This is a genomic window from Hyphomonas chukchiensis, assembly GCF_000682695.1.
GTDB lineage: Bacteria > Pseudomonadota > Alphaproteobacteria > Caulobacterales > Hyphomonadaceae > Hyphomonas > Hyphomonas chukchiensis.
The window spans coordinates 220,499-232,970 of record NZ_AWFG01000001.1 but is presented as its reverse complement, the minus strand read 5'-3'; the positions used below and the strand labels follow the sequence as shown (position 1 = coordinate 232,970).

Below are 12,472 nucleotides of genomic sequence, written 5' to 3'. Positions count from 1 at the left end.
TGATGGGGCCAGGCAGGCGCCTTCTTGCCGGTTTTGCCCTGCTGGTCGGCGCGGCCTTCGCGCTGGATGCCCTGCTGCCGCCACCTCTGGAGCGGGCAGGGGAGATCTCGGCCCTGGTTACAGACCGGGCCGGGAAACCCCTGCGTGCCTTCCCGACGAATGACGGTCGCTGGCGCTTCCATGGCGATCTCGACAAGATCGACCCGGAATTCATCGAGGCGCTGATCCGCGTCGAGGACAAGCGCTTCCGCCAGCACCATGGCACGGACTGGACCGGCATGGTCCGGGCGGCGGTGGACTCTGCCCTGTCGGGCAGGGTCGTGTCCGGCGGCTCGACGATTACGATGCAGACGGCGCGGATGCTTGAACCGCGCAGGCGGAATATCGGTTCGAAGCTGATCGAGATTGTCCGCGCGCACCAGATCGAACGGCGCCTGTCGAAGGACGAAATCCTCGCGCTTTACCTGACGCTGACCCCATATGGCGGCAACCTAGAGGGTGTACGCGCGGCCAGCTGGAGCTATTTCGGGCATGAGGCCGACCGGCTGACAGATGACGAGATTGCACTTCTGATTGCCTTGCCGCAGTCGCCGGAAGCGCGCCGGCCCGATCGCCGCCCCGAACAGGCTGCGAAAGCGCGCGACTGGGTGGCGAAGAAGCTCGCCATGTATGGTGTCTTCTCGGCTGATGATGTGGCGGATGTGGCCGCCTCCGGTGTGCCGGGGCGTCGGCGTGACTTCCCGGACCGTGCCTGGCATGGCACGGCCAAGGCGCTCGCCAGTGGGCCGCGCGGCGATGTGCGCTCAACACTCGATGCGGGCCTGCAGGCGGAAGTCGAGCGCATCGCGCTGACGCAGGCTGAGGCCGCAGGCGCCGATGTTCAGGTTGCGGCGCTCGTCATACACATTCCCACACGCGCCGTGCGCGCGATTGCCGGCTCGGCGTCACGCGAGCGCCCGGGAGGCTGGCTCGACCTCACCGCGCAGGCGCGCTCGCCGGGCTCCACGCTGAAGCCGTTCATCTATGGCATGGCCTTTGACGACGGGTCCGCTGCGCCCGACACCCTTATCTCGGACCTGCCGCGCCGCTTTGCGGCCTACCAGCCGGAAAACTTCGACCGCATGTTTCGCGGCGACGTGCGCGTCTCGGATGCCCTGCAGCACTCGCTGAACGTGCCCGCCGTCATGATGCTCGACAAGGTCGGACCCGACCGCTTTGTCTCCCAGCTTTCGCTGGCCGGTGCGAGCCCGCGCATTGCCGGGTCCGCCAGCCATCAGGCCGGACTTGCGATTGCGCTTGGCGGGGCGGGGCTGACGGCGCGCGAGCTGGCTGTTCTCTATTCTGCGCTCGGCGACAAGGGTATTGCCAAGCCGCTGGTCTGGCGGGCCGATGAGGAAACCGCCGTTCACGACCAGCCGGGCCAGCGCCTGATCGGCGAGGCGAGCGCAGACGAGATCATCCGCATCCTGCAAAACGGACCGACACCTGCGGGCCGCGTGCCGGGCCGTCTGACCGAAAATGCGCCGCAGATCGCTTTCAAGACGGGCACATCCTATGGCTACCGCGATGCATGGGCGGCCGGCGTGGCAGGCGATCTGGCGATTGTCGTCTGGATGGGCCGCGCGGATGGTGCCCCCCGGCCCGGCGTGACAGGCGGCGATGCGGCACTGCCGATCCTGTTCGAAATCGCTGACCGCGCGGCGCATCACCTGCGCGACACAGGGCAGGCACGCGGGCGCCTGACCAGCGAGAAGCAGCTGAAATCCAAGGGCGCTATCCGCGATTTTGCCGCCGCTGCTCCGCCGCAGATCCTGTTCCCGCCGAGCGAAGCGGAACTGTGGGCCGGCACAGTGGATGGCAAGCAGGCACGCGGGTTTGTGCTGGCCGGTCGGGGTGAGGGACAGCTCTCCTGGTATGTCGATGGCGCCCCCTGCGACATTGACGACGCCGGTGCGCCGGTCTGGTCACCCACGCGGGAGGGCTTTTACACGGTTACTGCAGTGGACGCTGCAGGACGCGCTAGCCGTGTGCGCGTGAGGGTGTTAACCGGGCCTGCCTAAAAACACGGCATTGCCCCATTTTTGACACGCCACGACAACACGGCGGCAACACAAATCCGTTAAGTCTGCGATTACTGTCTTTCCGACGGCAGGGGGCATCCCATATGTCGCTGCAGACGGAGCATTTGTCCGCCGTCCGTAGAATCCAAGAGTTTGCCCATGCGTACCCGTTCAGCCCCTGTTGTTGCCATCGTTGCCGGCCTTGCCGCGACCAGCCTGGCGTTCTTCTCGAGCGCAGGTGCCGAAGACAAGCCCGCCAGTGAGGCGCCCAAGCATATGTCCTCGGCCGTTTTTGCAGGTGGATGCTTCTGGTGCGTCGAATCCGATTTCGACAAGGTCGACGGCGTGATCGAGACCGTTTCGGGCTATACCGGCGGCCATGTTGCCAACCCGACCTACAAGCAGGTCAGCCACGAAGACACGGGCCATTATGAGTCGGTGAAGGTCACCTATGACCCAGACGTGGTCAGCTATAACCAGCTCGTGACCTATTTCCTGCACCATATTGATCCGACTGACGCGACGGGGCAATTCTGCGACAAGGGCGAGAGCTATCGCAGCGCCATCTTCGTCTCGACGCCAGATGAGCGCGCAACAGCCGAAGCCGATATTGCCGAAGTGTCAGGCGCGCTGCCGTCCCCGGTCGTGACCAAGGTGATCAATGCCGATACGTTCTGGCCAGCTGAAGATTATCATCAGGATTATTACCAGAAGAACCCGCTCAAGTACCGCTATTACCGTGCCGCCTGTGGCCGGGATGCGCGGGTGAAGGAACTCTGGGGCGACGAGGCCACCGGTCACTGATCCTTTGGTGCCGGGCAGGGCGGGGTCTTGAACTCCGTCAGCCCCTCATGCCGGGCTTCCCACGCATCATCGTGACGTTCCGGCGCAAAGCCTGACGCAATATAGAGGTGGAACCGCCGCTCCAGCGGACAACCATTCCTGCGGTTGCCGAGCGGAATTATGATCTCGCCAGCATCCTCGAACGTCTTGAAATCGCTGCGTATCATTGGCCGCATATTGGCATGCAGCGACACAACCAGCACTTTCTCATCGAGGGGCGGCGCCATGGCGACAGCTTCGGAAAAGCTTTTCGGCACGCCGTAGCGGCGCCAAGAGATCAGTGGCAGCGTGCGGCTGCGGGCATAGTAGTCGAGCCCGTGCCAGACCTCGCGCTCATCCACCAATACGGATGTCGCGCCGATCTCCGCCGCCTTTGCAAACACGGCCCGGGCGGCCGTATCCCATCCCCGCGTGCGCTTCAGCTCATTGTCGAAACCGGCCTGTGATGCTGCCGAGGCCGGCAGCAGGGGAACCGTCACGAACATCACGCTGAGGGCGACATGCAGCGCAAGGCTCGCCCACAGCCAGCGCACGCCCGCAGGCGCCATCCGGATCAGCCAGGCCGCGACCAGCACGCTGGCCGCTGGCCAGGCCGTTGCGGCCCAATTGGCGTTCGCCCGTGACAGCACGGCCTGCACAAGAATAATGACCAGCACCGGCAGAACGAAGCAAAGTAGCCAGCGGTCGCGCTGCTTCACCCCGTCGCCCGCCTTGCGCATGGCCCACAGGCCGATGACAAAGGCGATCAGGCTGATCGGGCCGAACACGCCCATCTGGTCGGCGAGAAAGGTGAGCGCGTGCTCGGGGTGGAACAGTTCACCGCCTAGATTTGCATTGTCGACAGTGTGGCTGACCGTCTTGAAATCGTTCGCGGCGTTCCAGGCCATATGCGGCGCGAAGATCGCAGCTGCAACCAAGAGGGCCACGAGGCCACGCCACGACAGCAGCGCCCGGCGGGTGTCCCGGTCCAGCGCCAGCGTCAGCATGATCCCGATGATAAAGTAGAGCATCGCATATTTTGACAGGAAGCCTGCGCCCACGGCCACGCCGAGGCCCACGGCGCTCACCCAGCGACCCTCGCCGCTGCGCAGCCGCCACAGCGCATAGAGCGCCGCGCACCAGAATGGCATCAGCACACCATCCGTCGAGATCACGGCGGAGGAGAGGATCACCGCAGGCATCAGCGCATAGAGGAAGGCGGCATACATGCCTGTGCGTGCATCATAAACGGCGCGGCCCAGCAGGAAGAGGAAAGCTGCGCCTGCCGTGTGCAGGAAGGGCGCCGCCAGCCGTACGGCCCATTCGGCATTGCCCATCAGCGCCGTCACGCCGTGGATCACCCAGGCAATCATCGGCGGCTTGGAATAATAGCCCCAGTCCAGCGTCTCGCCCCAGCGCCAGTATTGCGCTTCATCGGCGTAAAGGTTCAGTGGCGAGACGAGCAGGAAGCCGACACGCAGCACAAGGAGCAATCCCAGGACGAAGACCACAGTGCGCTGATAGGTGGATTCCGATTCGCGACTCAGCCCTGCCATGTGGTCTCACCTTGATACATTCTCTGCTTATGCAGTGGGAGGCTCGTCTAATACACCCCAAAAATCAGGCAAGAGATGCCCTTCACGTGCCCAAAGCGTGGCTTTTTTGCATCGCACAAAAACCAATGACCGGATTCGCTGCGAGGTACGTTGAACCTTCAAAAACTTGTCACTAATCCGTCATGCAGGACGCGTAAGCGACCGATAACCGGCCTGAATGTGAGAGATCAGGCGGGAACTCATACGGATCAGGGGAAAATGGTCATGAATTGGAACACTTTCGGTCGCGGCATGGCGGTTTCCGCCATCGCGCTCAGCGTCGCCGGCATCGCCTCGGCACAGGTTACTACCTCCAGCATGCGCGGTCAGGTGACCAATGCGGAAGGCGCCGCAGTGCCAAACGCCACTGTCGTCATCACGCACACACCTTCGGGTACGATGTCCGCCGCTGTTACCAGCGCCAACGGTGATTTCTCGGCCCGCGGCCTTCGCGTCGGCGGCCCCTACACAGTCGAAGTCACGGGCGGTGATTTCACGCCGGTCACCGTCACCGATATCTATATCGAACTTGACCAGACCTACCCTCTGAACCTCCAGGTGTCGGGCGAGCGCAAGCTTGAAACCGTTGTCGTCACCGCCAACCAGCTGCAGACCGGTTTCTCCAGCGAAGGCCTGACAACTTCCCTTGGTCTCGAGGCGCTCAACGAAGTCGTCTCGATCGACCGCGATATCACCGATGCGGCCGAGCTTGATCCTTTCGCCAGCGTCAACGTCCAGACGGGCGGCGCAAAGGAACTCACGATTGCCGGCGCCAACAACCGCTTCAACACACTGACGATTGACGGTGTCGCCCTCAACGACCGTTTCGGCCTGAACGCCAACGGCTACCCAACGCAGCGTTCGCCAATCTCTTTCGACGCGATCCAGTCGCTGTCAGTTGAATCGGCACCTTTCGACACAGAATATAACGGCTTCACCGGCGGCACGATCAACGCTGTCACCAAGTCGGGCACCAACGAATTCCACGGGTCGGCATTCTACTTCAAGACTGACGACTCGATGGCCGGCAGCAAGACCGGCGACACCAAGGTCGATCGCACTTTCGACGAAAAGACCTATGGCGGCACATTCGGCGGCCCCATCATCAAGGACAAGCTGTTCTTCTTCCTCTCGTACGACAAGTATGAAGAAGCTGCTGCCCTTCAGCGTGGCCCAACCGGTTCGGGCGCCGTCAATATCGAAGACGTGACCCCGTCGGATATCGCCGAAATCCAGGACATCATGCAGAGCGTCTACGGCTTTGATGTGGGTGACTTCGGTTCTGGCGTACCCCCGGTCGAAGACGAGAAAATCCTCGGCAGCATCGACTGGAACATCTCCAACAATCAACGCGCCAAGTTCACCTATATCAAGACCGAGGGTGCGAGCATCATCGAGCAGAACGGCAACAACTTCCTGCAGGGTGCCGATCTCGCCTTCCCGTCGTCCTGGTACAATAACTCGGAGAAAGTGGAATCCTTCATCGGCCACCTTTATTCCGACTGGACGCCAAACTTCTCGACCGAAATCAAGATCGCCAAGACGACCCAGGCGACGGGTGCAGACAGCCTGAACGGCGCCGAGTTCTTCCTCGGTTCCGTCGAAACATCGACCGGTACTGTTATCGCTTTCGGTCCTGATCGCTTCCGTCATGGTAACGAACTCGATCAGGAATTCCTTCAGTACAAGCTGAAGGCCGAGTACCGCATGGGGGACCATACGTTCAAAGGCGGTATCGAGCGTGAGGAAGTCGACGTCGACAACCTGTTCGCCCAGAACTCGGAAGGCACCTATGCCTTCGCGTCGATCGACGACCTGCGTAACCAGATCGCCACGGACGTGTCCTATGCGAACGCAATCACGAACGATGAAAACGACCTGCGCGCCATCTGGGGTTACAATTATAACTCCGTTTATGTTCAGGACAGCTGGGATATCCGCAACGACCTGAACCTGATGTTTGGTATCCGTTACGACTACTACCAGTCGGAAGGCAAGATCCGTCCGAACCAGAACTTCTTTGATCGCTACGGCTACTCCAATACCAATGACATTGACGGCCTTGATGTCGTGCTGCCGCGATTTGCCTTCAAATGGGATGCAAGCGACGACATCACGGTTCGCGGTGGTCTCGGCCGCTTCTCAGGTGGTTCGCCAGGTGTCTGGATCTCTAACAGCTATTCCAACGACGGCGTGATCAACGGCGAAGTGTTCGACTCCGGCACGATCAACGTTCCGAATACGCCAGACCCGGAGTCCGGAAACTACATTCCGCAGAACCTCCTGGACCAGCTGGCCAACACACAGCCTGATGGCTCCGTGAATGCGCTCGACAACACGTTCGAGATCCCGTCGACCTGGAAAGCCAACCTCGGCGTGGCTGTGAACGTGCCCGGCAACTGGCTCGTTACTGCCGACGTTCTCTACAATAAGCTCGAGAACGCACCTTACTGGTATGACGCGACCTGCGGTGATGCGGTTTCAGCTTCGCCAGACGGTCGTCCGGTCTATGATTGCAGCGGCGCGCCGCAAGCAATCATCGTCGGCAGCGTCGACAAGGGCAACTCGCTCCTCTGGGCTGTTTCGGCCAGCAATGACTGGGAAACACCGATTGGTGACTTTGATGTGTTCGGCAGCTACACGCACGCTGACGTCAACGACATCGGCATGGGCACGTCGTCCACGGCAACGTCCAACTATTCGGACACGGCACGCTGGAGCTACCAGAACCCGCGCACCGGTACGTCGAACTTCGAAGTCGAACACCAGTTCAAGCTGCGCCTGAACTGGGAGAAGGAATTCTTCCGCGGTTACGCCACGCAGGCTTCGCTGTTTGCAACACGTCGTTCGGGCCAGCCTTACACCTACACGTTCAACACGAACGGTCGTAGCGATGTGTTCGGTATCAACGAAAGCAGCGCGGATGATGCTGGTGCGACACTCTACGTGCCAACCGGTTTCGACGATCCGCTCTTCTCGCCTGACTCGTTCGGTGGTGACCTGGGCCTCCAGCAGGACTTCTTCACCTATATCGCAACGTCAGAACTCAATGAGTACAAGGGCAAGATCGCTCCTCGCAACGGCGACAATTCTCGCTGGTCGACGCTGGTTGATCTTCGTCTCCAGCAGGAACTTCCAGGCGCGATGAAAAATCACCGCACCAAGCTGTTCCTCGACATCGAGAACCTCGGCAACCTGATCGACAGCAACGCTGGTCGCGTCGAGCGGACCCGTTACGAGTACAAGCGCCAGGTTGCTGCCGCTTCGATCGTCAACGGTCAGTATGTCTACGGCGATCCAGGCCGCGATGGTATCTGGGGCACAGGCGACCGCGACGAATCGACATTCAGCACCTCGACCAACTCCGAGACGCTGAACCAGTCCTTCTGGCAGATCCAGATTGGTGTGAAATACGAGTTCTAGGTCGCTTCGCGATCCGGAATGCAGATTGGGGAGGGCGGCCTGCTGTGCGGGCCGCCCTTTTCCTTGTTTCAAAGGTGTGGCAAGGCCAGCGACCATGACCGAAGCAGTTGTCTCCCTCCCGCCCGAATGGGCCCCGCAATCCGCCCTCTGGTGCGGCTGGCCCCGCCTCGCCGAAGAATGGGGCGGCAATTATGATGGCGCACGCGCTGAAATCGCCGCGCTCATCCGTGCCGCCGCTGGCTTCGTGACCGTCAAGGTCGCGGCCGGTTCCGAGGAGGCTGCGCGCTCTGCCTCGGAGGCGGTGGGCGACGTCGCGCAGGTCGTTCAGGTGCCGACCGGTGACATCTGGCTGCGCGATACCGGCCCCATCATCACGCGCGGTGCCAATGGATTTCAGGCCGAAACCTTCCGTTTCAACGGCTGGGGCGGCAAATATCTCATGCCGGGCGACACGGAAACGGCGCCAGCCATCGCGGGCGTTGAAGGCATTGATGTGCGCGCCCATGAGACCGTGCTCGAAGGCGGCGCCATTGATGTCGATGGGGAAGGGCGCCTGCTCACCACCCGCCAGTGCCTGCTCAATCCGAACCGCAACGGAGCTTGGACCGAGGCTGATGCTGAAGCGGCTCTCGCGCGCGCCTTCGGGGTCAATGAAGTCATCTGGCTTGGCGACGGCCTGCTCAACGACCATACCGATGGCCATGTCGACAATATCGCCCGCTTCATCGCGCCGGGCCATGTCCTCTGCCAGCACCCGACGGGGTTAAAAGATCCGAACGCAGATGTGCTGCTCGCCATCGAGGACCGCCTGCGCACTGCCGGCCTGATGGTCTCGACCATATCTTCACCTGGCCCGGTCGATTTCGGCGACGGACAGCCCGTGCCTGCCAGCCACATGAATTTCACCATCACCAATGGCGCCGTTTTCGTGCCGACCTATGACGAGCGTTTCGGCCTGGTTGCGCTCGCCGAGTTGCGCCCCCTGTTTCCGGGGCGCAAGGTGATCGGCCTTCCGGCATTGAACATTCTGCGCGGTGGCGGCAGTTTCCACTGCATGACCCGCGAAATACCTGCCTGAACGGACTCGAAATACCCGGTCCACCCCCTTAAGTGCTCCTCCGAATTCACCGGTAACCGCCCATGACCCGCTCAATCACGCTCGCCGCCATCCAGTTCTCACCGTCCGATGACGTGCAAGACAATATCGACCGCGTCGCTGGTTTCATTGAAGAGGCGGCCGGTCGCGGCGCCGATGTCGTGCTGCCGCCGGAACTCTTCTGCGGGTCCTATTTCTGCAAGACACAGGAAGAGGAACATTTCGCCCGGGCCCTGCCATGGGAAACGCATCCCGCTGTCGTGCAGCTTGCCGAAATTGCCAAGAAATGCGGCGTCGTCGTGCCTGTCTCTATCTATGAGAAGGATGGCCCGGCCTATTACAATTCGCTCGTCATGCTCGATGCAGACGGCAGCGCCATGGGCGTCTACCGCAAGAGCCACATTCCCGATGGCCCCGGCTATCAGGAGAAATTCTACTTCCGTCCCGGCGATACGGGCTTCCGGGTCTGGGACACGCAGAAAGGCCGTATCGGCGTCGGTATCTGCTGGGACCAGTGGTTCCCGGAAGCTGCGCGCGCCATGGCCCTGATGGGGGCAGACGTGCTGCTCTACCCAACGGCGATTGGCGCGGAGCCACAGGATTCAACGCTCGACACGGCCGGGCGCTGGCGCCGGGCGATGCTTGGGCATGCGGTGTCGAATGTCATTCCGGTCTGCGCAGCCAATCGCATGGGCGACGAAGGCGGGCAGGTCTTCTACGGCACCAGCTTCATCGCGGACCAGACCGGCGAGGTCGTCACCGACCTTGGCCGGACCGAGGAGGGTGTGATCCTCGCAACATTCGATCTGGATGAAGTTGACCGCGAACGGGCCGCCTGGGGATTTTTCCGCGACCGGCGGCCAGACCTCTACGGCAAGCTGGTCTAGTCCTGCATCACCCGGCGGGCTTTATCGAACCAGTCTGTCATCACGCCGCCCGGCACGCGGGAGAGGTCCCTGTACCATTCCGGCAAGCTGTTGAGCGCGTCGGCCGTATCGCCCCAGCGGCGCAGGTTTGCGTCGGCGGCCGTGTGGAAGGCCTCGCGCATCTTTTTCTCATCCATGGGCTGGAAATCCGGCATGCCCTGGGCACTTGCGAAGCTTTTCTGGGCCGTCAGCATCATCTCGAGTGTTGAGGCTGTGAGGGAGAGGGAAGCGCGCCACGGCGCGAGCCATAGGTCCATCATCGGGAATTTCCTTGTTTCCAAACAGGATAGTAGACACGTTATGGTGCACTGCACAACAAATCTCGTGCCAAAACTCCGTTCGCTGCCCCGTTTTCGCCGCGAGCGAATGCACATAATGTCGAATCATGCCCGACTTTCTCTCCAGCCATTTCAAGCCGTCGCCCGCTCGCGGGCGGGTCCTCGTCTTCGATTCCGGGGTCGGCGGGCTGACCGTGGCGGAGGAGATACGCGCGCTGGCGCCAGCGCTGGGCGTCCATTATGCGGCCGATAGCGGCTTTTTCCCCTATGGCGACAAGAGTGACGAGGACCTGATCGAGCGCATCCCGCGTGTTGCAAGGATGCTGTGCGATCATGTGAAGCCGGATGTGTTCGTTATCGCCTGCAATACGGCGAGCACACTGGCCCTGCAGGAGGTGCGCGCCGCACTCGATATTCCCGTTGTGGGCACCGTGCCGGCCATCAAGCCGGCGGCGGCATTCAGCCAGACGGGCACGATCGGTCTGCTTGCAACTCCGGGGACGATCAGGCGGGCCTATACGGCGCGGCTGATCAATGAATTTGCCGGCGGACATCGAGTCATAATGCATGGCAGTATCGAGCTGGTCCGCCTTGCCGAAGCCCATGCACGGGGTGAAGACGTGCCGATTGAAGCTATCGCCGCGGCCCAGGCCCCACTCTTCGATGCGCCCGGCGGTGACCAGATCGATACGATCGTGCTGGCCTGCACGCATTTCCCGCTGGTGCGCGGGCAACTCATTGCCAGCGCACCGCGCGGTATCAGCTATGTGGATTCGGGGGCGGCGATTGCCCGCCAGACCATCCGCGTGCTCCCGCATGAAACAGAAGCACGCGGCATTGGCGGTTCAGCTTACCTGACGAGCCCGCCGGAAGAGTCGCCGGACCTGGCGCTCGTGCTCCGGCGTTACGGCTTCCCGGACGCTCACTTCGTGGCTTTGGACCCGATGGCGATGACTTCTGCGCCGACCGCATTATAAAGGCTCGGCCAGGGGGCATCGTGAACGATGGCCACGTCGGTTTCGCCGAAACCGTTGAAGCGGCTGGCCATGGCGCGGCCATAGGCACCGATGTTCCCGAACTCCAGATAGTCGCCCTCGGTCAGGCCGGCTGGCAGCCAGACCTTTTCAGGGAACTTGTCGGTCGAATCGCAGGTCGGGCCATAGATCGTGTACTCAGCCATGCCGCGCAGCTTGCGGCCATTGCCCGTGATGGCGCGGACAGGGAACTGCCAGCGCTCGTGCACAGCATCGTAGAGCGAGCCATAGGAGCCGTCATTGATGTAGAGCGAGCCAGGCTTGGCCAGTTCGACACGCACGAGCAGGCTTTCGGCTTCGGCGACGAGCGCGCGGCCGGGTTCGCACCACAGTTCGGCGTTTTCCAGAACGAACATGTTCTCGAACGAGGCTTCGACCATGGAGGCATAGGCTTCCAGCGAAGGCGGCGGCGTATCGGCATAGATCGACGGGAAGCCGCCACCGACATCAACGATGTCGACGGTGACGCCAGCCGAGATGATGATGCGGGAAACGTCTGCCATCGCGGTTGCCCAGGCAGAGGGTTTCATCGCCTGGCTGCCGACATGGAAGGAGACGCCGAGCTCGTCCGCATAGCGGCGGGCTTCGCGCAGGATCGCGGCGGCATCATCCTCGGTTGCCCCGAACTTGCCGGTCAGCGGCAGCGTTGCGCCGTCATTCGACACACCGATGCGCACGATGATCGTCAGATCCTTCGCATAGTTCGTTTCTTCGAGGATCTTCTGCAGTTCTGCCTGCGTGTCGGTCACGAAGATGCGAACGCCATACTGGTGGTAGGCGCGCGAAACGGCACGGCGGTTCTTCACAGGGTGAAGGAAGGCCATGCGTGCGCCGGGGAAGCGGTTGTAGATCGTTTCGATCTCGTTCTCGGACGCAACATCAAAGCTGTTGATACCGGCCGCCCAAAGGGCGTCGAGCACGTGCAGGCCGGGATTGGCCTTGACGGCATAGAATGGCTGGGCCGGGAAGCTTTCCCGGAACCATTTCGCAGCCGCTGTCACCCGCTCAGGGCGAAAGCAGTAAACAGGAACATCGGGCTCTTGCGAGCGCACAATATTATAGGGGGTAGCATAGGAGTGCATGACACCTAACCTCCAAAGGGCTTTTAACCAGCTTCGGGCGTTAGTGCAGGGGGCCCCCAGTTTAAGGGTTGGCCCAGATGTCCGCCACATCCGTATTCGGGCTGTGAGATATGCGATGATAACCGAGAGCGCAAGTAAAAACTTTTGCATGTTTGC

General features: G+C 61.7%; 9 protein-coding genes. 6 read left to right on the top strand and 3 right to left on the bottom strand.

Annotated elements, in window-relative coordinates; genetic code table 11:
- Positions 1-2: 2 nt before the first annotated feature.
- Together pbpC and msrA are read left to right on the top strand one after the other, a co-directional pair.
- Positions 3-2,060: a penicillin-binding protein 1C gene (gene pbpC / locus HY30_RS01125; protein WP_034736057.1), complete on the top strand. Its 2,058-nt coding sequence runs from the start codon at positions 3-5 to the stop codon at positions 2,058-2,060.
- A gap of 159 nt (positions 2,061-2,219) precedes the next feature.
- A complete protein-coding gene (gene msrA, locus HY30_RS01120) occupies positions 2,220-2,864 on the top strand; it encodes a peptide-methionine (S)-S-oxide reductase MsrA (protein WP_081811994.1) in 645 nt (214 codons plus the stop codon).
- Here the strand turns inward: msrA and HY30_RS01115 are convergent.
- Positions 2,858-4,438: an ArnT family glycosyltransferase gene (locus HY30_RS01115; RefSeq protein WP_034736055.1), complete on the bottom strand. Its 1,581-nt coding sequence runs from the start codon at positions 4,436-4,438 to the stop codon at positions 2,858-2,860. The genes msrA and HY30_RS01115 overlap by 7 nt on opposite strands.
- Before the next feature lie 264 nt (positions 4,439-4,702).
- Here HY30_RS01115 and HY30_RS01110 point away from each other — a divergent pair, with 264 nt between their 5' ends.
- The 3 genes from HY30_RS01110 to aguB all read left to right on the top strand — a co-directional run bounded on the left by HY30_RS01110 (position 4,703) and on the right by aguB (position 9,883).
- Complete coding sequence (locus tag HY30_RS01110) at positions 4,703-7,900, top strand: TonB-dependent receptor (protein WP_155839205.1); 3,198 nt, start codon at positions 4,703-4,705, stop codon at positions 7,898-7,900.
- 94 nt (positions 7,901-7,994) lie between these two features.
- Positions 7,995-8,978 carry an agmatine deiminase family protein gene (locus HY30_RS01105; protein ID WP_034736051.1) on the top strand — a complete coding sequence of 328 codons (984 nt, stop codon included), beginning with the start codon at positions 7,995-7,997 and terminating at the stop codon, positions 8,976-8,978.
- A gap of 62 nt (positions 8,979-9,040) precedes the next feature.
- Positions 9,041-9,883, top strand: a complete 843-nt coding sequence (aguB, locus tag HY30_RS01100) for an N-carbamoylputrescine amidase (protein WP_034736049.1) — start codon at positions 9,041-9,043, stop codon at positions 9,881-9,883.
- Here the strand turns inward: aguB and HY30_RS01095 are convergent.
- Complete coding sequence (locus HY30_RS01095; RefSeq protein WP_034736047.1) at positions 9,880-10,182, bottom strand: hypothetical protein; 303 nt, start codon at positions 10,180-10,182, stop codon at positions 9,880-9,882. The genes aguB and HY30_RS01095 overlap by 4 nt on opposite strands.
- A 125-nt stretch (positions 10,183-10,307) precedes the next feature.
- Here HY30_RS01095 and murI point away from each other — a divergent pair, with 125 nt between their 5' ends.
- Positions 10,308-11,177: a glutamate racemase gene (gene murI / locus HY30_RS01090; RefSeq protein ID WP_034736045.1), complete on the top strand. Its 870-nt coding sequence runs from the start codon at positions 10,308-10,310 to the stop codon at positions 11,175-11,177.
- Here murI and HY30_RS01085 read toward each other — a convergent pair.
- Positions 11,123-12,316 (bottom strand): type III PLP-dependent enzyme, encoded by a 1,194-nt coding sequence (locus tag HY30_RS01085; protein WP_034736043.1) that lies wholly within the window; start codon positions 12,314-12,316, stop codon positions 11,123-11,125. The two genes, murI and HY30_RS01085, sit on opposite strands and share 55 nt — an antisense overlap.
- Positions 12,317-12,472 lie beyond the last annotated feature (156 nt).

Bases quoted from the DNA above. Each gene is read 5' to 3' on its own strand.
- HY30_RS01110 (WP_155839205.1), top strand. From the start codon at position 4,703: ATGAATTGGAACACTTTCGGTCGCGGCATGGCGGTTTCCGCCATCGCG.
- HY30_RS01115 (WP_034736055.1), bottom strand. From the start codon at position 4,438: ATGGCAGGGCTGAGTCGCGAATCGGAATCCACCTATCAGCGCACTGTG.
- HY30_RS01105 (WP_034736051.1), top strand. From the start codon at position 7,995: ATGACCGAAGCAGTTGTCTCCCTCCCGCCCGAATGGGCCCCGCAATCC.
- HY30_RS01095 (WP_034736047.1), bottom strand. From the start codon at position 10,182: ATGATGGACCTATGGCTCGCGCCGTGGCGCGCTTCCCTCTCCCTCACA.
- murI (WP_034736045.1), top strand. From the start codon at position 10,308: ATGCCCGACTTTCTCTCCAGCCATTTCAAGCCGTCGCCCGCTCGCGGG.
- aguB (WP_034736049.1), top strand. From the start codon at position 9,041: ATGACCCGCTCAATCACGCTCGCCGCCATCCAGTTCTCACCGTCCGAT.
- msrA (WP_081811994.1), top strand. From the start codon at position 2,220: ATGCGTACCCGTTCAGCCCCTGTTGTTGCCATCGTTGCCGGCCTTGCC.
- HY30_RS01085 (WP_034736043.1), bottom strand. From the start codon at position 12,316: ATGCACTCCTATGCTACCCCCTATAATATTGTGCGCTCGCAAGAGCCC.
- pbpC (WP_034736057.1), top strand. From the start codon at position 3: ATGGGGCCAGGCAGGCGCCTTCTTGCCGGTTTTGCCCTGCTGGTCGGC.